Below are 23,632 nucleotides of genomic sequence, written 5' to 3' on the forward strand. Positions count from 1 at the left end.
GTTGGTGTGCGCCAAGCGTTGCAGCGCTCTTCGCCGTCTTATCGGCTGCCCCTAACTAGCTGCCGATGGCCACACCTTTTATGTCAGTTCGACGAAACATTTATGACAGCTCATGTTATTGAAAATGCTAATGAAAAATGAACACCCCCGGGTTTTCCCGCGCCAATATGTCAGAAGCGGACCGTAAAGGTCGTGCCTTTGCCGACCTCTGAATGGATGAGGAGCCGGGCACGATGCCGCGTGAGAATGTGCTTGGCGATGGCAAGGCCCAGGCCGGTGCCCTTCTTCGAGCGGCTGGCCTCGACATTGACCCGGTAAAACCGCTCGGTGATGCGCGGCACATGCTCGGCCGGAATGCCCGGGCCATAGTCCTTCACGACGACTTCGGCCTCGCCTCCCTCGCCGCCATGCAGGATTACGTCCACCTTCTTGCCTTCCTGGCCGTACTTGCACGCATTCTCGATCAGGTTCTCGAAGACCTCGATGAGTTCGTCGCGTTCGCCGCGGACGACCACGGGCTTGTCCGGCACCACGAGCGAGACGGTGACATCCAGATCCTTCGCCAGCGGCAGCAGGCTGTCGCGGACATGCCCGAGCAGCGGCGCCAGATCGACGGGGTCATCGGGGGCGATATGCGAGCGCAACTCCAGCCGCGACAGCGACAGCAGATCGTCGACAAGCCGGCTCATGCGCGTCGCCTGCTCGTGCATGATGCCGAAGAACTTTTCCTGCGCCTTCAGATCGTTGCGCGCCGGACCCTGGAGCGTCTCGATGAAGCCGCGCAAGGAGGCTAGCGGCGTGCGCAGCTCGTGGCTGGCATTGGCGACGAAGTCCGAGCGCATGCGGTCGATGCGGCGCGCCTGAGAGATGTCGCGATAGGTCAACAGGAAGATCCGCTTGACCGGCCCGTCGCCCGGAATTTCAGCCGGAGCGACCCGCACCACATAAACGGCGTCGGACGGCAACTGCTCGTTATGCTCGATCTGGTTCGCCTTGCCGGTCGCCATCGTCTCGCGGACCATGTCGAGGATGCCGGGCGAACGCACCCTTGCTGCAAGATAGGTGTTTGGCGGGATGGTGCCAAAGGCCTTCTCGGCAGCGATGTTCTGGAACACCACCGTCTCGTCGGCGGCAATCACCAGAACCGGCATGTCGAGCGCGTTCAGCGCGGGCACCAGCGGGTCGCTCGCCGGGCCGGCAGCGACCACCGCCTTGGCCGGGCTCAGAATAACCGAGGTTGGCGCGCTACGGTTGAGCAACGCGGCGACGAGAACGATCCAGAAGGGCAGGACAATGAGGAAATGAATACCCGCGACGGTCGCAAGGATCGCCAGGAGCACGGTGAGCCCCAGCAGCCAGCGCTCTGCTTTCAGCCGCGGAACCAGGTTCCGCCAGAACGCCTTCGAACCGTCCACCTCGACATCCTCATGAATCACTTTCTTTTCCTCCCGGACCAAAATGGTCGAGGAATAGCGATCCTTCATGACATGATTTTCACGACCGGCTTGAATCCGCAACGCAATTATGGCCTCCTCCAACGAAATCGGGTCGCGAGCGCCTTGTATATCCGATGACAGGCGCAGGCCCGAAAGTTTGAAAACGCGCATGATCCTTCCGATGATCGAAGCCGGTTTTCGGGCCCGTGCGCCAAGCCGAAAGGGCGAACCGATGGCAGCGACGGATACGGCGGACAAGGCGGAGAACCGCGCGGTGGAACTCGAAATCGGCGGCAAGAGTCGCGTTTTCGACATCGACAATCCCGAGTTGCCGAAGTGGATCGACGACGCGGCATTTTCCTCCGACGACTACCCCTACAAGAAGAAGCTCGACGACGACGAATATCTCGAAACGCTGGAAAAGCTGCAGGTCGAACTGGTCAAGGTTCAGCTCTGGCAGCAGAAGACCGGCAAGCGCATGATGGCGTTGTTCGAGGGCCGGGACGCCGCCGGCAAGGGCGGTGCGATCCATGCGACTATGGACAACCTCAACCCTCGCTGGGCGCGTGTCGTCGCTCTGACCAAACCGACCGAAACCGAACGCGGGCAATGGTATTTCCAACGTTATGTCGCGACCATGCCGACGGCCGGCGAATTCGTGCTGTTCGACCGCTCCTGGTACAACCGCGCCGGCGTCGAACCGGTCATGGGCTTCTGCACGCCCGAAGAGCACAAGCAGTTCCTGAAGCAGGCTCCCCGCTTCGAGAAGATGATCGTGCATGAGGGCATCCAGTTCTTCAAATTCTGGATCAACATCGGCCGCGAGATGCAGCTGAAACGCTTCCACGATCGCCGCCACGACCCACTGAAGATCTGGAAGCTGTCGCCGATGGACATCGCGGCGCTCAACAAATGGGACGATTATACCGCCAAGCGCGACGAGATGCTGAAGGAGACCCACACGGATCATGCACCCTGGACGGTGGTACGCGGCAACGACAAGCGGCGAGCCCGCCTCAACCTGATCCGCCACATCCTTTCCTCGCTCGATTACGAGGGCAAGGATAAGGGCGCGATCGGCGAGGTCGATGACAAGATCATCGGATCCGGCCCCGGTTTCCTGAAATAGACGCCGGCCCTGTCAAAACCGATGACGCCGATGGGGGCGGCAGGTTTTCCCGCCGCCCCACCTCGGAAAGCCTTGGCGACCGGGCTTATTGCCCCGGCAGGACGCGGATGGCGTAGAGGCTGAGGCTCTTGCCCTCACCGCTGATATCGCTGTTGATCACGATCTGGCCCGGCGAGCTCGGCGCCAGGCTACGGTCGAAGGTGATCTTGAAAAGCATGTCGAGCCGCTCGTCATGCACGGTAAAGCGATGGCGCCCACATTCGCCGAGCGAGGAGAAATTGCACTCGACCGCGAACTCCGTGGTCTTGCCGGGCTCGGCCTGCACGGTCAACGCCAGCGTCGACGTCTTGCCGGAGAGTTCCGCCAGGACCGAGGCCGGGATTTCGATGGTGATATCCCCTTCCGCGTCGGCGACCGCCGATGTCAGCTGCACGCGTCGCCCGCCTTCGTCGTCCACCGGCTCGACCTTTGCCTGCGCTCCGGGCGCGATCGCGCCGGTTTCCTTGGGCGTGAAGACCTCGACCCAATCGCCGGTAAAGCCCTGCTGCGCGCCGAGCGTCCGCAATCCCGCCGCGCCATCGAAGTCTTCCGACGCAACCGATGCCGGGGGATTGGCAACATTCGTGTCGCGCTCGGCGGCAGATTTCAGCAGGTCATTGGTCTGCACCCACCAGGCCGCGGCCCCTGCTGCGGCGGCAAGCGTGACGACGACCATGGTGAAGGACAGAAAGCGGCTGCGCTTGCGCCGGCGTTTGCGCGTATCTCCGCGGACCGTGGGCGCGATGCTCGCAGTTTCGCCAGCATCTCCCGCGCTCTCGGCGGCTGCACGCGTCGATACCACCGGACCGTCGCGATCGGCACGCAGACCACCGAGACCGCCATCGCTCGCCGCCTGGCGCGGCGCGTCGCCGGCAAAACCGGGTTCCCGACGACCGGCCGCCGGGGCCTGTGGCTGGCTCTGGGGCGGAGTCTGGGCTTGAGGTTGGGGTTGGGCCTGCGTCGGTGACCGGACTTGCGGCTCGACCCGTGGCTGTGCCGGCCCGCGCGCCCGCGCGGCATCGTCGAGGCTGACCACCGGAGGTGCCGGTTGTCGCGTCCTCAGTGCCGCTCTCTCTTCCGTTTCGATCGCATGGATGACGGCTTCGAGCCGATGGCGCTGCTGGGCGATGACGTTGCCGTCCTCGATCCCCTGTTTCTGCAACCCGGTTTCGAGCGCCTGACGGGCAGATTGATAAATGCGCGCCCGCGTTTCCGCATTGGCGCGATCGGAGCGCTCAAGGGCATTTCTGATTGCAGTCTCAAGTCCGCTCACATCAAGTCCTTCTGTGTAGGCAGGGCTTTGGACCTGCCGGCGCGCCGCGGTTGACCACCGCTCTCGATCCAACCGCAAGGGCATAAGGGTTAAATCTGGAGGCACGCCGTTGGTTTTGTTAACAATTGCGTAACCGCTGCTGCCAGAATCCGCAAGTCCGGCGACGGGCGCGACCGGCCAAGGCCGGGGAAAACGCTTTCCTTCACGGCGCCTGTGCGAAAAAAGAGGCGGCGACATCGCGGCCAAACCGCCCTTTGCAAGCGGCAAACTTGCTGCTATCTATTTTGACGTTTACGCAAACGTCAAAAATTTGGCGCGCCTTACCGAGGGATGGAGAAACCGATGCCGCTTCCGCCAATTCTTTCCGGAACGACGAGACTGCCGGTTGTCGGCGCCCCCCTGTTCATCATCTCCAACCCGAAGCTGACGATCGCGCAGTGCAAGGCTGGCGTGATCGGCGCCTTCCCGGCGCTGAACGCTCGCCCGCAATCGCAGCTCGACGAATGGCTGGCCGAGATCACCGAGACGCTTGCCGACCACGACGCCAAGAATCCCGGCCGGCGGGCCGCCCCCTTTGCCGTCAACCAGATCGTGCACAAATCCAATGCGCGGCTTGAGCAGGACCTGATGCTCTGCATCAAATATAAGGTGCCGGTCGTCATCTCCTCGCTCGGCGCCGTGCCCGAGGTTAATGCCGCCATCCATTCCTATGGCGGCATCGTGCTTCACGACGTCATCAACAACCGTCACGCCAATTCGGCGATCCGCAAGGGCGCCGACGGCCTGATCGCGGTGGCCGCCGGCGCCGGCGGCCATGCTGGCACGCTTTCCCCGTTTGCGCTTGTCCAGGAAATCCGCTCCTGGTTCGACGGGCCGCTGCTTCTCTCGGGCGCGATCGCCACCGGCGGGGCCATTCTGGCGGCCCAGGCGATGGGCGCCGACATGGCCTATATCGGCTCGCCCTTCATCGCGACGGAAGAGGCGCGCGCCAGCGACGCCTACAAGCAGATGATCGTCGACAGCAACGCCGCAGACATCGTCTACTCCAATTATTTCACCGGCATCCACGGCAACTACCTGAAGCCCTCGATCTCGGCCGCCGGCATGGATCCGGACAATCTGCCCGAAGCCGACCCGTCGAAAATGGATTTCGGCGCTGCGACCGACGGCGCCAAGGCCTGGAAGGACATCTGGGGATGCGGCCAAGGCATCGGCGCGGTCAAGGAAGTGACATCCGTCGCCCGCATGGTCGACCGGCTCGAGCGCGAATACGATGCAGCGCGCACCCGCCTCGGCCTGCACTCCGCAGCCGCAGCGACAGCCAACAAGGAATTTTCAAGTTCTCGCAACTGATGGCTTGAAATCTCGGCGCTTTGCGTTTATCAGCGCCTCACATTCGTTCCGCGGGCTTCCGCGGAACTGCCTCCGGGCCGCTTTAGCTCAGTCGGTAGAGCACATCATTCGTAATGATGGGGTCACGTGTTCGAGTCACGTAAGCGGCACCATTCCTCCTTGAAAAGAAAAGCACGATCGCCAACGGCGAAAGTACCACTCTGTCGTCGGACAAACGATCGCCGAGATTGCCCTATCTCGCTCGGACTTTCCAGCCGTGCTTGGCATCAGACACGGTTCCAGGTGACTTCACGTCGGTCACCCAAATCTCCAGTCCATTGGCACCCGGTCGTTGACGCTTTTGCGGAAACCACGGCCGGTTCGGGTCGACGGCAATTAGCATGCCTTCATCATTGCCGATCGCGGCAAAGCTGGACGAGGCTGGCCCGACCGTTCCGACACCGAACGTCCAGGCCGCCTCGGCCACCATGCCCTCGACATCATCGGAGGGAACGCCGACCTCGCTCAGGCAGGACAGGTCAGCGCCGCTGAACGGTCGCTTGTCCGCGGGATGGATCAGCCTGCGGCGGCCGATCAATTCGAGCACGGCATTGTCGGGGCCGTCGAAGTAGATCGACCTTGATTGCCAATCTCCTTCAAGGGCAAAGCACGCTTCTCCACCCGGCTCCTTTTGGAGCAATGTCCGCCCCTCCAACCAAGCGACGGCCATGTCAAAACGCGCAAAGGGGATGTTGAAGGCCAGGTGCACGCCGTGCGGCGCTCCCTCAGCCGCCGGGATCAGCTGAATTTCGCTCCGCCCCACCTGGATGGAGTTCCCGGCCGTCGGCAGTTCGAGGACGTCGCGAAAGAAGGCAGCACTTTTGGCGACGTCCGATGCCGGCAGAATTAGTCTGGAGATGTGCATGAAGTCCGATCCGTCACATGGCAATTGGCTCTATCGGACAAGTTCATAAGACCTCAACTTAAGTTGAGGTCAAGACGCTGTTTCGAACCTCACCACAACGAGCCCAAACAGACAGGCCGAGCCTGATCAGGGCACGGCCTCCCCGACGAAGCGACGCGCGTCACAGCAGCAACAGCTTCTTCAGCACCGAAAACACTTCCTTGTAAGGCAGCCTTGTCGCGCCGGCGACGGCGAAGGGAATAAGAGCGGCGGCAGCGACCGGCACGACGGCGTCGCGGCTGATGAGCATGGTCGAAAGCTTCTTGGTCGCGTCGAACAGTTTGCCGGGGTCGGCCACGTCGTCGTCGGGTTCCTCGGTCGCGTCGGCTGCCACGTTGCGGCCGAGCACCTTGCGCTCTGCTGCGCGCTGGAAGCGGGTCGCCTGCACGCCGAACATCAGCAGCCCGGTTTCCTTCAGCCGTGCCAGCGGCTTGGAAAAGGCCGACAACGGATAGGCGAAGAAGGCGATCACGATCGCCAGCCACCCGCTCATGATCATGCTGAACGTCGTCATCGACAGCGTCTCCTGCAGCAGGTGCTTCATGACCGCTGCCGCGATCGCCGCGCTCATGCCGAAGACGAAGAACATGTAGGCGTTCGGATATTGCGACAGAAAGCCGAGGCCACCCTTGCCATCGGGATGGGCGGCGACGAGACGAAGCTCCAGTTGAGCGATCTTGCGCAAAAGTCGCGCCCAGACGAGGTGCCGCCATACGCCGCGCAGGAACAGGAAGACGAAGAGCGGTAGGCTGACGCAGATCGACCACCATCCGGCAGCGGTAATCCTGTTGCCCTCGGCCGAGTGCTCGACGGCCCAGAACGAGACGTCTGTCGTATGGAAGTTCAGGAAGGAAAGCAGCGCCGCGACCGCGGCGAGTGCCAGGCAGACGGTTTCCGCCAGCCCGGAATCGCGTTGTTTCAGCGCGTTGGAAATCGCGCGCGCGGCTGATGGCATCGAGGTCGGAGCGATGAGCGGCGCGCGCGAAAACTGTCCGAGCTTGATGCGAAGGCCCCGCTCGACCTGCTGTTCGGCCAGCACAAAAGCGGCAATCGCGACGAAGAACTTTGCCCACACGCCCGGATCGGTCAGATAGGCGCCCTGGCTATGGTCGAGCGACAGGCTGCCGGGCAGGCCGAGCAGAAAGGGAACGCCCCAGGCAAGCGCGACGAAAAGCAAAGCCCGCTTTCCCGACTGCAGCGCGTTCGCACGCAACAGCTTCAGCCTTGCCTGCAGCTCGAAGAACGGGCCGCCATGGGACGCGAGGTACTCGGCGATCCTTCCCTGCCGAGCTGCCGGCGCGGCATCCGCCGCGTCGTCGCCGGATGCCTTGGCGCCTGGGTCCGCTCCGCTCATGGCGCTCAATCCTCCACGACCTGCCAGTTGTCGTTGGGATTGAACTGCCGGATCCCTTCAGCAACGCTCTCGGTCTTGTCGCCCAGATCGGCCTGGTAGACGGTGCCGTTGCGGTTGACGACGAAGGTGTGGACGCCCGTTGCGCCATATTTCACCGGCCAGGCGACCAGAGCGAAGCCCGCAATCATGTTGCCGTTGATGATGTAGTCGAACTTGCCGCCGGCGATGTTGTCGCCCTGGCTCGTCAGCACGCGGTAGCGATAGCCGAAATAGCCCTTGCCGGCCTGGGCCCTGGCAAGCACTGCGCCATCGGCGAGCGCTTCACCCGCAGGGCTCTGTGGCTGGCCCTCGCCCGCGGGCCAGTAGAGCCCGTCGGTCTTGCCCTCGCTGCTGATCAGCTTCTGCGCGTATTCGAGCACGCCGTCGCCGTCATGATCTTCCTGCGCATATTCCTCCTGCGCCTCGACATAGGCGCGGACCGTCGCGATCGTGTCGAGTTCGTTGCGGCCGACCAGGCGATTGGCGATCTCCTCGAGACCGGTATAGGTGTCGAAGGCCCATTTTCCGTCGTCGCCCTTGGCAATCGGGAACGGGAAGGGCCAGAGCACCTCGCCGATCTCCAGTACCTTTCGGTTTTCGATGTCCTGTACGGCCACCTTCTTCTTTACGCCCGCCTGGATATCGGCGTAGGCGTCCATCACCCCGTCGCTGGTCTTGGCCTTGGCGGCATCCAGCCCCACCAGGTTCGCGAGCTTGTCGAAATCGCCCGAACCAACGGCGGCCTTGAACGCATCGACTGCCTGTTCCGGTGTGTCGAACGTCGGCGGGTCGCTTGCGGCCGCATAGTCGGAGAGCGGCGTGTGCGCCGCGGGATCCTGCGCAGAAGCGACTGTCGCCGAGCCGCTGGCGAGCACGGCGGCTGCAAAGGAAGACAGGAGCAGATTATGTACGCGCTTGGTCATTTTCGTTCTCCTCCCTTGAGTTACCGGTGCCGTCCGCCGCCGCCACCACCACGCCTGATCTCACGGTGCGGCTGGCCACCGCCGCGCTGGCCGCCACCAAGCGCCTGGCGGCCGCGGTCCGACTGCATCTTGGTCACCCGTCCGCTCTGGACCTGACCAAGGGCGGATGGTTTTCCGCCACCGCCACGATCGATCTTGCCGCCCGGCTTCGGCTTGGCGACCTGGCGATCGGCCCGGGCCGCCGGCTTGGCATTGCCGATCTTGTCGCCCTGAGGCCTCTGCTTGACCTGGTTGCCCGGTTTGCGGTCGCCAGGAGCTGCGTTGGTTCGCCCGAGATTTTCCCGCTGGCGCGCCTCGACCTTGCTCTTGCGGACATCGTCGACCGAGATCCGGCTACCGGATCTATTTGCCGCCGCGCCGATCTCGTTGGTGCGGGCCACCTTCGCCCGGTTGGCGATGTTGTTGCCTTTCGCGGACTTGAAGTCCCGCTCCATGGAGGTGCGATCGATCTTGGCGAACTGGTTCTTGTCGAAGCTGATCTTGCTGCGGTCGACATTTTTCCAGTCGACGTCGTTGAATTTCACCTTGCCGTTGATGTTGTTGAAGCAATTGTTGCAGTCGATATCGACATCGCCGCCGTTCCAGCGCCCGCCCCAGACGCCCCAGTCGTCCCAGTCGACGACCGCGGCAAAGGCAGCACCCGTGACCACGCCGGCAAAGAAGGTCGCCGTCGGATAGTAATAGTTCGGATAGGGCTCGGGATAATAGGCGATCGGGGCCGGCTGATAGCCCGGATCATAGAGCATCTGCGGCTCGTATTGGGGGACGTAGATTTTCTCCGGATTGGCGGCCTGGATCACGACGTTGTCGTTTTCCTGCTTCACCACCACCTTGTCGTCCGACTTGATGACGCCGTCGGCGACGGCCTTGTCGCGCAATTGCTGGATGGCGACGAGCACGTCCTTCTGCTGATAGGCGAGCGCGTCGCTGAGCGACTGGGTCCAGTCGAGGTCGTCGCTCATCATCTTTACGATCTGAGGATAGTTCAGAAGCGAGACGATGCTGCCGTCCCAGCTGTCCTTCGGCTTCATGTCCTTCTTGGTCTGCGAAACCTCGAGGAAGCGCTCGGCCTCGACGATCTGCAGCGGGTAGAGCGAGGCAGAGGTCACGAGTGCGACGAGTTCGTCGGGGTAGAGCGCAATGCGCGCGACGAGGACCTCGAGCTCGTCTTCGCTGAGCGGTTGCGGCGCCTCTTCGGTCGCCGCCTGGGCGGCGGCCTGCTCCTGCGCCAGCGCAGTGCCCACCGCAAACGAACCCGTCAGCAAGGCAAGCAACGCCACCGTTGGCGCACGCAAAGAACGAGGTCGGTCGAACATGGTCTCTCCTATCCAGGCACAACGATCAACAAACGAGCCCGGGAGATCCCCCGGCTTGGACGTCACGGCGCCGGCCATACGCGGCCGGCGGGGCAATCGCGAGAATTTCCATTCGCTGTCATCGACGTCCCCTTCCGCACGCTTGCGTGGAGAACCTGGTCGCTTGTCAGAAAGCCGAATGGGACAATCAGGAAGAGCGGCATGAGCACCGGCAGCCAGCTGGCCAGCTGCCGGTGAATTTTAGACATGAGAAACAGAACGCCCGGCAATTGCAACCGGAAAATGAGGACGTGCGTGCGCGCACGCCGTCTTTGCTTGCGCGAGAGCCGGGCCGAAGCCCGTGCCCGCCAGCCGCGAACGACCGGGATCAAGGGCGGTCGGCATCGGCTCCGAGCATCATTTCAGGCTGCCGTCGCCGCTTCGATCCGCGGTCTTGAAATCCGCCATCACCCGATCAAGAAACTCGTTCCGGCTGATCTTACCGTCACTGTTGGTATCCGTGGCGGCAAACTGCTGAGCGTTCAGCGCCTGCTTCGTCTCGTCGGACGTAAGATTTCCGTCCTTGTTCTTGTCGAGATTGTCGAAGGCGCTCGCCATGAAGGCCTCGTACTCGGACCGCTCGACCGCGCCGTCCTTGTCGCTGTCGAGCGCGCTCATCTGTCCCTGGTTCATCGTCGCAGCTTGCTGCGCGATCGCCGGTGTGATCTGGCCGAGCGCAAGCACGCTCATGAGAACGATTTTCTTCATTCTGCTCTGTTCCTCGATCAATAATAGCGGCATGTCAGCGCGTTGCCGGCAGCAGCGCCGAGTGTCGCTCCACCACCAACGGCCCATAGCTGACCGGTGCCTGAACCAATGGTCGAGCCGATCAGGCCGCCGACAATGGCCCCACCAACGGTTCCGGCAATGCAGCCGAATTCGTTGCCGGTCGAACCGCTCTTGGACATATAGGCCGATTGGCACCCCGATAAGGCTAGGGCGCCGGCAAGAACGATAGTTATGGTCTGCTTGCTCATCTTATCCTCCAATATGGCCGTCTGATTGCAATAGAGATCGGCGGAGGCGCCATTGAGTGGCGTCGGATGTAAATAAGCTTCCGAATATTCTCCCGGAATCGGGGGAGACTCTTCTGTTGGATCAGAAGCAGCTCGCGGATTAGACATATTAGACATGCAGTCTGGCAACAACAGGGCTTTGAACTGCCGGCGAATACTACGCCCGAGAACCCCCGATGACAACGGACAGCGTGATTTTGTAGAGCGCACGGCGCCGGCGCCCCTCCCCGCCGCCCTTTCGGCCTCTGGAATCGTCTCCCGCGCGGCGACATCTCACCTTAGATTTTCTAGGGTCTCCCTCGAAATATCGTCATTTGTGCCGTCGGGCCGGGCGGTCTAGCTCTTTGCCGTCCCGTTGGGCACTTCTTGCAGGGTCTCCATGGCCTGGCGGGACATGGGCCGGCAAAGCGCCAGCTCGGACCCGACACAGCATCTCCGACCGTGGCCGGCGACCCTCCCACACCGCGCCACCGACAGCATACCTATCGAGAGAGAACACATCGAATGGATAGAATGGCGACAATTAAATTAGGTCTTTCTACTGCAATCCTTGCGACCCTGGCGTCCAGCGCCTTCGCCGAAGGCGGCGAGCGGGCGCAGATTGCCGCTGCCGTGGACAAGGCGATCCGCCCTATCATGCGCGAACACAAGGTGCCGGGCATGGCCGTCGCCGTCACCGTTGAAGGCCGGCACTACTTCCTGAACTACGGCGTCGCTTCCAAGGAAACGAACGCACCGGTTACCGAGAATACGCTGTTTGAACTGGGCTCGATCAGCAAGGCCTTCGCCGCGACACTGGCGTCCTATGCGCAGGTCACCGGCAAGCTCTCCTTCGACGATCATCCCGGCAAGTACATCCCGGCCTTTGCGGGCACGCCGATCGACAAGGCGACCCTCCTGCATCTTGCCACCTATACGGCTGGCGGGCTGCCGTTGCAGTTTCCCGATGCGGTCAAGAGCGACGCCGACATGGTCGGCTATTTCAGCACATGGAAACCGGAGGCCAAGCCCGGCAAGACGCGTCGCTATTCCAACCCGAGCATCGGCCTCTTCGGCCACACCGCGGCATTGGCGATGGGCGGCAGCTTCAGCGCGGTTCTCGAAAGCGAGATCTTTCCCAAGCTCGGCCTGAAGCACAGCTATGTCCGCGTTCCCGATAGCCAGATGGGCAGCTACGCCTGGGGCTACGGCAAGGCCGACAAGCCAATTCGCGTCACCGCCGGTACGTTCGACGCGGAGGCCTATGGCGTAAAGTCATCGGCGATAGACATGATCCGCTTCGTCGAAACCAACATCCAGCCTGAACTTCTCGACGGCGCGATCCGCAAGGCGGTCGAAGGCACCCATGTCGGATATTTCGACAGCGGCAAGATGGTGCAGGGGCTGGGCTGGGAACAATACCCCTACCCCGTTTCGCTGGAGCGGCTGCTCGACGGCAATTCGCGCGACATGGCCCTGAAAAGCAACCCGGTCAAGGCATTGGATCCCCCGAAGCGCCCCGATGGCTCGACGCTCTACAACAAGACCGGCTCCACCAACGGCTTCGGCGGCTATGTCGCCTTCGTACCGGAGAAGAAGATCGGAATCGTGCTGCTTGCCAACCGCAACTACCCGAACCCCGAGAGGATCAAGGCTGCCCACGCGATCCTGAAGTCGCTGGAAGCGGCGGCGAAGTAAAGGCAGATCGCCCGCGTCGGTTTCGTGTCGCGGCAAGCCCGCGACACGGGAAACGACATCCATCAACAACTCTGTAGCGAATCTTCAATCAGCGCCTGCTTGCATATTGACGCCGAGTATTGTCATCTGCATTTCGCGAAAGCGCGATCAGATGCAGTCGAGTTCAGGCGTATGTGGGGATGCCGATGTTCGAATGGGTGGGAGTTCAGGGTTCGTTACATCGGGGAGGCGCAGGCAGGGGGCGGACAATGTTCGTGCTTGCGGCGCTGACGCTGCTTGCCGGCTGCGGCGGCCATGCCAAGGGTGTGATGGCGCCCGTCGCACTCACCACTCCGGTCCCGGGCGCATCCACCGTCGACATGCTTGTCGCAACCACGCGCGAACCCTCCGGCGATCCGGCAACGCTCTTTTCCGGCGAGCGCGACGCCAATACTTTCCTTACCGACGTCGCGGTTTCGATCCCGCCGGAAACGGCACGCAAGTCAGGCACGGTGCAATGGCCGCGCAAGCTGCCGCCGGATCCGGCCAAGGAATTCGCCGTCACGCGGGTGAACGAGCTCAAGTCGCTCGATGAAGCCAAGTCCTGGTTCCTGCAGCACGATGTCGGCGGCAATGCCTTCGTCTTCGTGCACGGCTTCAACAATCGCTACGAGGATTCGGTCTACCGGCTGGCGCAGATCGTGCATGACTCGGAGGTCCAGGCAACGCCGGTTCTCTTCACCTGGCCTTCGCGCGCCAACGTGTTCGACTACAACTACGACAAGGAAAGCACGAACTATTCGCGCACGGCGCTCGAAGACATTCTGAAAAAGCTATCCGACGCGCCGAAGGTCAAAAGCATAACCATCCTCGCCCATTCCATGGGTACCTGGCTGACGATGGAATCGCTCCGGCAGATGGGCATCCGCGACGGCAACGTGCCGTCCAAGATCGAGAACGTCATCCTCGCCTCGCCCGATATCGATCTCGATGTCTTCGCCAAGCAGTTTGTCGAGATGGGCAAGAAACGGCCGAAGTTCACCATCTTCGTTTCGCAGGACGACCGCGCCTTGGCGCTTTCGAGCTTCATCTCGGGCGACGTTTCACGCCTTGGCGCAATCGACCCGTCGGCAGAGCCTTATCGCACTCAGCTTGAAAGGGCCGGCATCACTGCCATCGATCTGACAAAGGTTAAGTCTGAGGACGGCCTGCACCACGGAAAGTTTGCGGAAAGCCCCGAGATCGTCCAGCTCATCGGCACGCGGCTCGCCACGGGGCAGACGCTCACAGATTCCGATATCTCGGTTGGAACCGGCATTGCCGCGGTCGTCGCCGGCACGGCGAGAAACGTCGGCAACGTCGCGGCCGTGACGGTCTCGGCGCCTGTGTCGATCCTCGAAAACCCGCAGCCGGCGAAGAAGAAGAAGGTGGTCGTCGGAGACACGCTCGCAACCGACATGCCGACGCCGGTGAAGATAAAGTAAGGGCTTGGCGGCAGCCCGCCGTCAGCCCTCGTCGCCGACGAAGCGATAGCCGACGCCCGGCTCCGTACGGATGATCTTCGGATCGGCCGGATCGCGCTCGATCTTGCCGCGCAGTTGGCCGATGAAGACGCGCAGATAATGCAGGTCTTCGCCGTGCGCGACGCCCCAGACCGAGGTAAGCAGCGTCTTGTGGGTGACGACACGGCCGGCGTGATGCGCCAGCATCACCAGGAGGTCGTATTCCTTTGGCGTCAGCCGGACGGGCTCGCCGTCCTTCGTCACCACCCGCTTGATCGTGTCGATCGCCACGCCATCAGCGGAAAGCTGCGTGTGGCCACCTTCCATCTGCACGCGGTGGCGAAGGGCCGCACGGATGCGGGCCGTCAGTTCGCCGATACCGAAGGGCTTTTCGATGTAGTCGTCGGCGCCGAGATCGAGTGCTGCGATCTTTTCGCTTTCCCGGTCGCGGGCCGACAGGATGATGATCGGCACCTGCGACCAGCCGCGCAGGTTGGCGATGACCTCCTTGCCATCCATATCGGGCAGGCCGAGATCGAGGATGACGACATCCGGCGCCATCGTCGCCGCCGCCTTCAGCGCCTCGGCGCCGGTCATCGCCTCACGAACGTCATAGCCGGCAGCACTCAGCGCGGGTTTCAGGAAACGCTGGATCTGGGGTTCGTCGTCGACGACGAGGATACGCTCCACGCTCATGCACGGTCCTTTTCGGAGATTTCAGCCTTGGCGGCGGGAAAGCGCATGGAAATGCGCGTGCCGCGGCGGCGAAGCGCCGGGCTCTCCGCCTTGATCTGCCCGCCCATCGCCTCGACGAAGCCCTTGGCGATCGACAGTCCCAGCCCCGTTCCCGGAGTGCGGCCATCCGCCTTGCCGCGGCGGAAGAATTTCTCGAAGACCTGCTCGAGGTCCCGCGGCGGAATACCCTTGCCGAGGTCAGTCACCGACAGCACGATCTCGTTGCCGTCGGTACGGGCATAGATGCTGATCGGCTCTTCGCCGCCATATTTGTTGGCATTGTCCAGCAGGTTGAAGAGCACCTGGCCAAGCAGCACGCTGTCGCCCCGCATCAGGGGCAAGTCAGGGGCGATGCTGGTTTCGATCTCGCGCTCGGGAAAATATTTGCGAGCGCGATCGACCGCCGCCCGCACCACGTCGGCGACATCGACCCAATCGCGCTTGGCATTGACGGTACCGGCCTCGATGCGCGTCATGTCGAGCAGGTTGGCGACAAAGCGCGTCAGCCGACCGCCCTCCTCCTCGATCGACTGCAACAGGTCGTCGCGGCTTTCCGGCGGCATGCGATCACCGAGCTGGCGCAAGCTGGTGACGGCGCCGGTGATGGTCGCAAGTGGTGTTCTTAGATCGTGCGAAATGGATGAAAGAAGGGCAGCGCGGAAGCGCTCGCCTTCGAGCTTTGCGGCCTGGTCGAGGCTTTCGCGTGACAGGCGGGCGCGGTCGACGGCGATCGCCGTCTGGTCGAGGATCGCGGCGAGCGCCCGCTCCTCGTTGATCTCCAGTGGCTTGTCGGCCTGGACGAAGCCGCAGACGCCAACGACGCCGTGCGGGCTCGTCAGCGGCCGGAAATGGAAAGGGCTGTTCGGCAGGGTTCCCGTGCCGTTGCCGGCTGGCTCGCGTTTGTCCATCGCCCAACGCGCCGCCATGATGTCGGTGACGTCGAGCTCGGTGTCCGGCGGCCAGGCGGCTTTCAGCTGCAGGTCTCCGTCCTCAGGCAGAAGCAGCGCTGAACTGCGTTTCAGCGTCGACTGCATCTGCGTCACCGCCGCCCAGAGCACGTCGTCGGCCTTGGCGGTGCCTGAAAGCTTGCGCGAAAAATCATAGAGCGCCTGAGTCGCGGCGGCGCGCTGGCGGGCGGTCTTTGCCTGCTCCCGTACCCGCGATGCCAGGCTGCCGGCAAGGGCTGCGGCAGCGAGGAAGACGACGAGCGCAAAAACCTCGTGCGGCTCGGCGATGGTGAAGGTGCCGGTCGGTTTGATGAAAAAGAAGTTATAGGCGAGCACCGAAAAAAGTGCTGCCGCGATTGCCGCGATGTGACCGGCATAGGTCGCCGAGGCCAGCACTGCGAGCAGATAAAGCAACGAGATGTTGGGCAGGACGACGAAACGGCCAAGCAGCAGGCCGACGGCGGTCGAGACGACCACCGATCCGGCGGCGATGCCGATTGCGCGCCCACTTCCCGGCGGCAGCGTCCGTTTCATCTTCGTTCGCCGTTTGACGGGCACCGTCTCGCGATCGGTCACAAGGTGAATGCCGATGCCGGACACGCGCTCGGCCAAGGCGTCGGGAAGCGACTGGCGAAACAGCCGCATCGGGAACGGCTGGCGGCGCGCGCCGATGACGATCTGCGTCGCGTGTTCCCGGCGCGCGAGCTTCAGGATTTCCTCGACGAAGTCGTTGCCGATAATACGGCGCGTCTCGGCGCCGAGCTGTTCGGCAAGACGGAAGGTTTCGTCGAGCCGGCGCACGTCTTCGCCGTCGCCGCTCTCGCGGTCGGCGCGCTCGATGAAGACGACGATCCAGGGGGCATTCAATCCTTCGGCGAGCCGGCTTGCCGTGCGCACGACCTTTTCGGACAACGGGTCCGAACCAATGCAGACGAGCAGCCGCTCGCCGCTTGCCCAGATGCCTTCGATGGCGTTCTGCTTGAGATAGTCGACCATCTGGTCGTCGACCCGGTCGGCTGTCCGCCTGAGCGCCAGTTCGCGCAGTGCCGTCAGGTTACCAAGGCGGAAGAAGCGGTCGACGGCGCGCTGTGCGCTGTCGGGCAGATAAACCTTGCCCTCCTTCAGCCGCTCGATCAGCTCGGCCGGCGACAGATCCACAAGTAGTACGTCGTCAGCGCGCTTCAATACGGTATCCGGCACCCGTTCGCGCACGGGTACACCGGTGATCTGGGCGACGATATCCGAGAGGCTTTCGAGATGCTGGATGTTGAGCGCCGTCCAGACATCGATGCCGGCGGCGATCAGTTCCTCAACATCCTGATAGCGCTTGGGGTGCCGGCTTTCGGCCGGATTGCTGTGGGCCAGTTCGTCGACGACGATGATCCGGGGACGCCGCGCGAGGGCCGCATCCAGGTCGAACTCGGAAAGCATTCGGCCGCGATGGTTCACATCGCGGCGCGGCAGTATCTCCAATCCGTCAATGAGCGCAGCGGTCTCGCTGCGCCCGTGTGTCTCGACCAGCCCGACGACGATATCGACACCGTCGTCCTTCAGCCGGCGGGCCCGCGACAACATCGCATAGGTCTTGCCGACGCCGGGAGCGGCGCCGAGGAATACGGTCAGTTTTCCCCGGCGGTCCTGCGCGGCAAGCGCCAGCAGTGCGTCTGGGTCCGGGCGACCTTTGGCGTCGCGTTCACTGTCGGGCATGCATTGTCTCAGGCGTGATCGATTCTAATAGCTTAGAGCGGGATGCGGGCGGAATACCGCAAGCACTTTTCCTCATCCCGCTCTAGGTTCGAGGCGCATCAAGGGCCAGGTTGAGTTCTAGCACATTGACGCGCGGCTCGCCTACGACCCCGAACAGCCGATCCTCCGTCGCCTTGGCGACCAGAGCGGCGACATCCGCTTGGCTCAAGCCCCGCGCCTTGGCGACGCGGGCGACCTGGGCTTCGGCGAAGGCCGGCGTGATATGCGGGTCGAGCCCGGAACCTGACGTGGTTGCCGCGTCCGCAGGAATTTCTCCCGCAAGGCCGGCAGCTTTCAGGCGCTCGACATCGGCTGCGACACGGTCCCTGAGCTTGACCGAGGTGGTACCGAGGTTGGAGCCGCTCGAAGCCCCCGCGTTATAGGCGTCCGGACCGGTCGCGGAGGGCCGCGGCCAGAAGTATTTGTCGGAAGTAAAGTTCTGGCCGATGAGGGCGGAACCGATGAGGGTACCGTCCTTCTCGATGAGGCTGCCATTTGCCTGCGCGGGCATCAGCACCTGCGACGCGCCGGTGATCGCAAAGGGATAGGCAAGGCCGGTGATCGCGGTCAGTAGCACGATCATGACGATGGCGGGGCGAAGTTGGTTCAGCATGGTTACACCAGATTGAGTGCGTTGACGGCGAGGTCGACGAGCTTGATGCCGGCAAAAGGCAGGACAATGCCGCCGAGGCCGTAGACAGCCAAGTTGCGGCGCAGAAGGGCAGCCGCACCGACCGGCCGGTACTTGACGCCCTTCAGCGCCAGCGGGATCAAGGCGACGATGATGAGCGCGTTAAAGATCACCGCCGAGAGGATCGCCGATTGCGGCGAGGCGAGGCCCATGACGTTGAGCGCGGCAAGGGCCGGATAGGTGGTGATGAACAGCGCCGGGATGATGGCGAAGTACTTGGCCACGTCGTTGGCGATCGAAAACGTCGTCAGCGACCCGCGGGTCATCAGCAGCTGCTTGCCGATCTCGACGATCTCGATGAGCTTCGTCGGACTGGAATCGAGGTCCACCATGTTGGCGGCCTCGCGGGCGGCCTGGGTCCCCGTCTGCATGGCGACGCCGACATCGGCCTGGGCGAGTGCCGGCGCGTCGTTGGTGCCGTCGCCGCACATCGCGATCAGGCGGCCGCCCTGCTGCTCCTTGCGGATATAGCCAAGCTTGTCCTCCGGGGTCGCTTCGGCAAGGAAGTCGTCGACGCCGGCTTCGGACGCGATGGCGGCCGCGGTCACCGGGTTGTCGCCGGTGACCATCACCGTGCGGATGCCCATGGCGCGAAGAGCGGCGAAGCGCTCCTTGATGCCGGGCTTCACCACATCCTTCAAATGGATGACGCCGAGCAGGCGCGGACCATCGGCAACGGCGAGCGGCGTGCCGCCGGTGCGGGCCACCTGGTCGACGGCGCGGCGAAACTCGTTCGGCACGTTCTCGTCGCGGATACCGGTGAACTTCAGGATCGAGTCGACGGCGCCCTTGCGCAGCCGGCGGCCGCCGAAGTCCACGCCCGAAAGCCTCGTTTCCGCAGCGAAGGGAATGACCGCGTCGATCCGGGTCGCGCCGGCCCGGCTTGCGCCGCCGCCGACGGCGAGCGCCAGGACCTCGCCCTTGTCGGACGCGGGCAGCGACACATCTGGCGTCTGGCGGCCAAATTCACCGGTGGCAAGCGCCGCGATCGAGCGGCCCTCAGGCGTTTCGTCGGCAAGGCTTGCAAGCAGTGCGGCATCGGCAAGCTCGGCCTCGGTAACGCCGGGCACCGGCATGAAGTCGGCCGCCATGCGGTTGCCGAAGGTGATGGTGCCTGTCTTGTCGAGCAGCAGCGTATCGACGTCGCCAGCAGCCTCGACAGCGCGGCCGGAGGTGGCGATGACATTGAAGCGCACCAGACGGTCCATGCCGGCGATGCCGATGGCTGAAAGCAGGCCACCGATCGTGGTCGGAATCAGGGTGACGAGCAGGGCTGCGAGCACGGTAACCGAGAGCACGGTACCGGAATAGCCGGCGAGCCCCCAGAGCGTGGCGACGGCCACCAGGAAGATCAGCGTCAGGCCCGAAAGCAGGATCGACAGGGCGATCTCGTTCGGGGTCTTCTGGCGCTGCGCGCCCTCGATCAGCGCGATCATGCGGTCGACGAAAGTGTCGCCGGGTGCCACGCCGATGCGGATCTTGATCCAGTCGGACAGCACCTGCGTGCCGCCTGTGACAGCCGAGCGGTCGCCACCGGATTCACGGATGACGGGCGCCGATTCACCGGTGATGGCGCTCTCGTTGACAGAGGCGACACCCTCGACGACTTCGCCATCGCCGGGGATCAGTTCGCCAGCCTCGACGAGCACGAGGTCGCCGACCTTCAGCGATGTCGCCGGGATCGTCTGGGTCTCGCGGCCTTCGTCGGCAACGAGCTTGCGCGCCGTCAGTTCGGACTTGGTGCGGCGCAGGCTGTCGGCCTGGGCCTTGCCGCGGCCTTCGGCGACGGCTTCGGCAAAGGTGGCAAAAAGCACCGTGAACCACAGCCAGGCGGCGATCTGGCCGGAGAACAGCGGGCTGCCTGTGCCGGTGGCGATGTCGCGCACGAAGAGACCGGTGACCACGGCTGCGACCACTTCGGTGACGAAGATCACCGGATTGCGCACGAGCTGGCGCGGGTCGAGCTTGATGAACGCCGCCTTGATCGCCGGCAGCAGGATCGCCGGGTCCAGAAGACTGGGTGCGATAGGTTTGGAAGACATGTGTCGAATTCCTTTAGAAGGTCTGACCGGCAAGCATCGAGAGATGCTCGACGATGGGACCGAGCGCGAGCGCCGGGAAGAATTGCAGCCCGCCGAGAATGAGGATGATGCCGACAAGCAGGCCGACGAAGAGCGGCGTGTCGGTCGGGAAGGTACCCTTGGACGCCGGCACGCGGGTCTTCACCGCGATCGAACCGGCGATCGCCATGACCGGAACCGCGTAGGCGAAGCGGCCGAGCAGCATCGCGAACCCGAGCGTCGTGTTGTACCAGGGTGTGTTGCCGGTGAGCCCGCCGAAAGCCGAGCCGTTGTTGCCGGCCGCCGACGTGAAGGCATAGAGGATTTCGGACAGGCCGTGCGGGCCCGCCGTGCCGATGCTTGCGACGGCAAAAGGCAGCATCGCGGAGACGGCGGCAAAGCCGAGGATCGTCACCGGCAGAATGAGGACGGCGAACATCGCGTATTTCATCTCGCGGGATTCGATCTTCTTGCCGAGCAGTTCCGGCGTGCGGCCGACCATCAGGCCGGCAACGAAGACGGCGAGGATCGCAAAGACCACCATGCCGTAGAGACCGGACCCGACGCCACCCGGCAGGACTTCGCCAAGCTGCATCAGGAACATCGGCACGAGACCGCCGAGGCCCGTCAGCGAGCCGTGCATGCCGTTGACGCCGCCATCCGACAGACCGGTGGTGACAGCCGCATAGAGCGCCGTCATCGCCTGGCCGAAGCGGACTTCCTTGCCTTCCATGTTGCCCTGGGCGGCATCGAGACCAAGGGCGGTCAGGATCGGGTTGCCGTGGGCTTCCGCCCAGTAGACGACCGCAACGCCTGAGATCAGCAGGATCGCGGTGACGGCGATGAAGGCCCAACCCTGGCGGCGGTTACCGACCATCTGGCCAAACGTGTAGACGAGCGCCGCCGAGATCGACAGCATGGCGAAAATGTTGAGATAGTTGGAGAAGGCCGTCGGGTTCTCGAAGGGATGGGCGGCATTGACGTTGAAGAAGCCGCCGCCATTGGTGCCGAGCTGCTTGATCGCTTCCTGACTGGCGACAGGGCCGAGCGAGATCGTCTGCTTGGCGCCTTCGAGCGTGGTTGCCGACAGATCGGCGTGGAAGGTCTGCGGCAAGCCGGTCCAGACCATGGCAAGGGCCATGACGACGGCGATCGGCAACAGCACGTAGAGCGTCGAACGGGTGAGATCGACCCAGAAGTTGCCGACGGTCGAGGCGTTCGAGCGGGCGAAGGCGCGGGTGACGGCAAGCGCCATGGCGATGCCGGTCGCGGCGGAGACGAAGTTATGCACCGTCAGGCCGGCCATCTGGCTGAAATGGCTGAGCGTGGTTTCGCCACCGTAGTTCTGCCAGTTGGTGTTGGTGACGAAGCTGACCGCCGTGTTGAAGGCGAGATCGGACGGCATGCCCGAGAAGCCCTGCGGGTTCATCGGCAGGTAGGCCTGCAGCCGGAGGATCGCATAGAGCGAGACAAAGCCGGCGAGGCTGAAGGCGAGCATCGACATCGTGTAGGCGAGCCAGCCCTGTTCCTTCTTCGGATCGACACCGGCGGCAAGATAAAGGCCGCTTTCGACGGGACCGAGGACGGGTGAAAAAACGTTGCGTTCACCGGAGAAGACCCGCGCCATATAAAGCCCCAGCGGCTTGATGACGATCAGGACGGCGATGAAGAGGAGGCTGATCTGCAGCCACCCGATGATAGACATGAGATTACTCCGCTAAGGGCGGCCGGACGGCGCAAAGGCGCCCGGCTGATGCGAACGGCCAACGGGTTCGATCCCCGTCAACCGGGTCAGAACCGTTCCGGGCGAACGAGGGTGACGACGAGGTAGGCCGCAAGACCGATGGCGACGGCAAGACCGAGCAGGGCTTCGAACATGACGCCCTCCTAAAGCCGGCTCAGCGCGCGCGCATAAAGCGCGAACACGACAAAGCCGCCGATTCCGGCGGCAAGAAAAAGAACATCGGACATGCAAATTCTCCGGACTGTTGAAGTCCGGATCTTGCGCCCGCAGCGGGTCAATTATCGATTGCGATGGTCGGAAGGAGGCATAAGGAAAAGATAAAGACGCCCGCAAAGATCCGTTCGGGAGCGCGGGAGGCGACCTTCATAGGCGCAGGACCAGTCCGGTATCGGCCTATCTGCCACAAGCTGAAGAGATCCCGAGGCCGCCCGTATGCGACCGCCGGTTCGGCAAAAGAGCACCTAGCCCTTGATAATCTCGTTCACGCTCGTTTCGGTGGGCGTGGTGGCTTCGCGCATCCATTCGCGCCAGATCGCAACGAGCAGCGCCATCAGCACCGGACCGACGAAGAGGCCGAGGAAACCCATGGTCTTCACGCCGCCCACGAGGCCGAAGAAGGTCGGCAGGAAGGGAAGCTTGATCGGGCCGCCGACGAGGCGCGGACGCAGCGTCTTGTCGACGATGAAGAGTTCGGTCGTGCCCCAGGTGAACAGCGCCAGGCCGTGAATGGGCGAACCGCTGGCGACGAGATAGACCGAGACCAGCGTGAAGCAGAGCGGCGCGCCACCGGGGATCAGCGCCATCAGGCCGGTGATGATGCCGAGCGTGACCGGCGACGGCACGCCGGCAAGCCAATAGGCGACGCCAAGCACGATGCCTTCGCCGATGGCGATGATGCCCATGCCGGTGACCGTCGAGCTGATCGTCAGCGGCACGACGCGCGACAGCCGTTCCCAGCGCATCGGGAAGATACGCTCGCCGAGCTTGTCGAGTTGGCCGGAGAAGGACTGCCCATCGCGATAGACGAAGAACAGCGTGATCAGCATGAACAGCAGCGTCAGGAAGGCATGGAACGTCGAGGCACCGACGACCAGAACGCCGCGGTAGATATTGCCGATGTTGGAGCCGCTGACGAGCTGGACCAGTTCGCCGAGCGCGCCCGGATGGCCGATATGCTTGACCCATTGCTCGCCAAGCCAGACACCGGCGATCGGAATGCTCGACAGCCATGCGGGCACGACGGCACCGTTGGCATTGGTCTCGACGGCCCAGACGACCCAGTCGCGCACTTCGTCGACCGCATAGACGGCGGCAATCGAGATCGGCACGACGATGAAGGAGATGACGCAGACGATCGCGATGGTGGCGGCAAGCGTCCGGTTGCCGTTCACACCGGCGAGCAGCCGGCGATAGATCGGCCAGCTGGCAAACCCGATGACGACAGCGGCCAGAACCGGAACGACGAAACCATGGAAGAAATAGACGCCGGCGAGCAGAACGAAGACCAGCATCCAGCGGGCAGCGGTCATGGGGCCGACAAGGGCATGGCGCGAAATGGCAGTGTGCCCGAGGAGCCGTGGCTCCACGGCGAAATTCTCTCGTTCGCGATTACCCAATTGCACCAATGATCC

At 63.4% G+C, this 23,632-nt stretch carries 18 protein-coding genes and 1 tRNA gene; 5 read left to right on the top strand and 14 right to left on the bottom strand.

From position 1 onward, the window contains the following. Positions 1-170 precede the first annotated feature (170 nt). Positions 171-1,436 (bottom strand): phosphate regulon sensor histidine kinase PhoR, encoded by a 1,266-nt coding sequence (gene phoR / locus IB272_RS03225; RefSeq protein ID WP_034797603.1) that lies wholly within the window; start codon positions 1,434-1,436, stop codon positions 171-173. 232 nt (positions 1,437-1,668) lie between these two features. On the opposite strand from phoR, the gene ppk2 reads away from it, so the two are divergent. Beyond that, positions 1,669-2,565 carry a polyphosphate kinase 2 gene (gene ppk2, locus IB272_RS03230; protein ID WP_034797604.1) on the top strand — a complete coding sequence of 299 codons (897 nt, stop codon included), beginning with the start codon at positions 1,669-1,671 and terminating at the stop codon, positions 2,563-2,565. Between the two features lie 85 nt (positions 2,566-2,650). On the opposite strand, the gene IB272_RS03235 is transcribed toward ppk2, so the two are convergent. Beyond that, positions 2,651-3,877, bottom strand: a complete 1,227-nt coding sequence (locus tag IB272_RS03235; protein ID WP_060581854.1) for a hypothetical protein — start codon at positions 3,875-3,877, stop codon at positions 2,651-2,653. A 342-nt stretch (positions 3,878-4,219) separates the two neighbouring features. On the opposite strand from IB272_RS03235, the gene IB272_RS03240 reads away from it, so the two are divergent. Then, positions 4,220-5,230 carry a nitronate monooxygenase family protein gene (locus IB272_RS03240; RefSeq protein ID WP_060581853.1) on the top strand — a complete coding sequence of 337 codons (1,011 nt, stop codon included), beginning with the start codon at positions 4,220-4,222 and terminating at the stop codon, positions 5,228-5,230. Positions 5,231-5,306: 76 nt separating this feature from the next. Next, positions 5,307-5,382: transfer RNA gene (locus IB272_RS03245), tRNA-Thr, on the top strand. Between the two features lie 80 nt (positions 5,383-5,462). Here IB272_RS03245 and IB272_RS03250 read toward each other — a convergent pair. From IB272_RS03250 to IB272_RS03275, 6 genes are all read right to left on the bottom strand, one after another. After that, positions 5,463-6,134 (bottom strand): hypothetical protein, encoded by a 672-nt coding sequence (locus tag IB272_RS03250; protein WP_060581852.1) that lies wholly within the window; start codon positions 6,132-6,134, stop codon positions 5,463-5,465. Between the two features lie 160 nt (positions 6,135-6,294). Then, positions 6,295-7,527: a hypothetical protein gene (locus tag IB272_RS03255; RefSeq protein ID WP_060581851.1), complete on the bottom strand. Its 1,233-nt coding sequence runs from the start codon at positions 7,525-7,527 to the stop codon at positions 6,295-6,297. Positions 7,528-7,532: 5 nt separating this feature from the next. Continuing rightward, the gene (locus tag IB272_RS03260; protein WP_113135397.1) at positions 7,533-8,489 is read right to left on the bottom strand and encodes a DUF2950 domain-containing protein; all 957 of its coding nucleotides are present in this window, start codon (positions 8,487-8,489) and stop codon (positions 7,533-7,535) included. A 20-nt stretch (positions 8,490-8,509) separates the two neighbouring features. Next, positions 8,510-9,865, bottom strand: coding sequence for a DUF3300 domain-containing protein (locus IB272_RS03265; protein WP_060581849.1), 1,356 nt, complete (start codon positions 9,863-9,865; stop codon positions 8,510-8,512). 396 nt (positions 9,866-10,261) lie between these two features. After that, entirely contained in the window at positions 10,262-10,612 is a 351-nt protein-coding gene (locus tag IB272_RS03270; protein ID WP_060581847.1) for an EF-hand domain-containing protein, read from the bottom strand. A 17-nt stretch (positions 10,613-10,629) separates the two neighbouring features. Continuing rightward, positions 10,630-10,881, bottom strand: a complete 252-nt coding sequence (locus IB272_RS03275) for a glycine zipper 2TM domain-containing protein (protein ID WP_034797201.1) — start codon at positions 10,879-10,881, stop codon at positions 10,630-10,632. A 552-nt stretch (positions 10,882-11,433) separates the two neighbouring features. On the opposite strand from IB272_RS03275, the gene ampC reads away from it, so the two are divergent. Both ampC and IB272_RS03285 read left to right on the top strand, forming a co-directional pair. Beyond that, positions 11,434-12,597 carry a class C beta-lactamase gene (ampC, locus tag IB272_RS03280; protein WP_090295036.1) on the top strand — a complete coding sequence of 388 codons (1,164 nt, stop codon included), beginning with the start codon at positions 11,434-11,436 and terminating at the stop codon, positions 12,595-12,597. 248 nt (positions 12,598-12,845) lie between these two features. Then, a complete protein-coding gene (locus tag IB272_RS03285; protein WP_051659371.1) occupies positions 12,846-14,060 on the top strand; it encodes an alpha/beta hydrolase in 1,215 nt (404 codons plus the stop codon). Positions 14,061-14,081: 21 nt separating this feature from the next. Here IB272_RS03285 and IB272_RS03290 read toward each other — a convergent pair whose 3' ends face one another. The 6 genes from IB272_RS03290 to IB272_RS03320 form a co-directional block, all read right to left on the bottom strand. After that, positions 14,082-14,774, bottom strand: coding sequence for a response regulator transcription factor (locus IB272_RS03290; RefSeq protein WP_060581845.1), 693 nt, complete (start codon positions 14,772-14,774; stop codon positions 14,082-14,084). Next, positions 14,771-17,467, bottom strand: a complete 2,697-nt coding sequence (locus IB272_RS03295) for a sensor histidine kinase KdpD (RefSeq protein WP_060607157.1) — start codon at positions 17,465-17,467, stop codon at positions 14,771-14,773. Before IB272_RS03295 ends, IB272_RS03290 begins: the two co-directional genes overlap by 4 nt. A gap of 82 nt (positions 17,468-17,549) precedes the next feature. Further along, positions 17,550-18,119, bottom strand: a complete 570-nt coding sequence (gene kdpC, locus IB272_RS03300; RefSeq protein WP_060581843.1) for a potassium-transporting ATPase subunit KdpC — start codon at positions 18,117-18,119, stop codon at positions 17,550-17,552. Positions 18,120-18,121: 2 nt separating this feature from the next. After that, complete coding sequence (gene kdpB / locus IB272_RS03305) at positions 18,122-20,239, bottom strand: potassium-transporting ATPase subunit KdpB (RefSeq protein WP_060581842.1); 2,118 nt, start codon at positions 20,237-20,239, stop codon at positions 18,122-18,124. A gap of 13 nt (positions 20,240-20,252) precedes the next feature. Further along, positions 20,253-21,962 carry a potassium-transporting ATPase subunit KdpA gene (gene kdpA, locus IB272_RS03310; RefSeq protein ID WP_060522356.1) on the bottom strand — a complete coding sequence of 570 codons (1,710 nt, stop codon included), beginning with the start codon at positions 21,960-21,962 and terminating at the stop codon, positions 20,253-20,255. Positions 21,963-22,462: 500 nt separating this feature from the next. Beyond that, positions 22,463-23,623: an AI-2E family transporter gene (locus IB272_RS03320; RefSeq protein ID WP_034797607.1), complete on the bottom strand. Its 1,161-nt coding sequence runs from the start codon at positions 23,621-23,623 to the stop codon at positions 22,463-22,465. Between the last annotated feature and the right edge of the window lie 9 nt (positions 23,624-23,632).

The organism is Ensifer sp. ENS08, from assembly GCF_014852195.1.
Taxonomy (GTDB): Bacteria; Pseudomonadota; Alphaproteobacteria; order Rhizobiales; family Rhizobiaceae; genus Ensifer; species Ensifer adhaerens.

Excerpts from the sequence above, each read along its gene's own strand:
- ppk2 (WP_034797604.1), top strand. The coding sequence starts at position 1,669 with ATGGCAGCGACGGATACGGCGGACAAGGCGGAGAACCGCGCGGTGGAA.
- IB272_RS03240 (WP_060581853.1), top strand. The coding sequence starts at position 4,220 with ATGCCGCTTCCGCCAATTCTTTCCGGAACGACGAGACTGCCGGTTGTC.
- IB272_RS03250 (WP_060581852.1), bottom strand. The coding sequence starts at position 6,134 with ATGCACATCTCCAGACTAATTCTGCCGGCATCGGACGTCGCCAAAAGT.
- IB272_RS03255 (WP_060581851.1), bottom strand. The coding sequence starts at position 7,527 with ATGAGCGGAGCGGACCCAGGCGCCAAGGCATCCGGCGACGACGCGGCG.
- IB272_RS03260 (WP_113135397.1), bottom strand. The coding sequence starts at position 8,489 with ATGACCAAGCGCGTACATAATCTGCTCCTGTCTTCCTTTGCAGCCGCC.
- IB272_RS03265 (WP_060581849.1), bottom strand. The coding sequence starts at position 9,865 with ATGTTCGACCGACCTCGTTCTTTGCGTGCGCCAACGGTGGCGTTGCTT.
- IB272_RS03270 (WP_060581847.1), bottom strand. The coding sequence starts at position 10,612 with ATGAAGAAAATCGTTCTCATGAGCGTGCTTGCGCTCGGCCAGATCACA.
- IB272_RS03275 (WP_034797201.1), bottom strand. The coding sequence starts at position 10,881 with ATGAGCAAGCAGACCATAACTATCGTTCTTGCCGGCGCCCTAGCCTTA.
- ampC (WP_090295036.1), top strand. The coding sequence starts at position 11,434 with ATGGCGACAATTAAATTAGGTCTTTCTACTGCAATCCTTGCGACCCTG.
- IB272_RS03285 (WP_051659371.1), top strand. The coding sequence starts at position 12,846 with ATGTTCGTGCTTGCGGCGCTGACGCTGCTTGCCGGCTGCGGCGGCCAT.
- IB272_RS03290 (WP_060581845.1), bottom strand. The coding sequence starts at position 14,774 with ATGAGCGTGGAGCGTATCCTCGTCGTCGACGACGAACCCCAGATCCAG.
- IB272_RS03295 (WP_060607157.1), bottom strand. The coding sequence starts at position 17,467 with ATGCCCGACAGTGAACGCGACGCCAAAGGTCGCCCGGACCCAGACGCA.
- kdpC (WP_060581843.1), bottom strand. The coding sequence starts at position 18,119 with ATGCTGAACCAACTTCGCCCCGCCATCGTCATGATCGTGCTACTGACC.
- kdpB (WP_060581842.1), bottom strand. The coding sequence starts at position 20,239 with ATGTCTTCCAAACCTATCGCACCCAGTCTTCTGGACCCGGCGATCCTG.
- kdpA (WP_060522356.1), bottom strand. The coding sequence starts at position 21,962 with ATGTCTATCATCGGGTGGCTGCAGATCAGCCTCCTCTTCATCGCCGTC.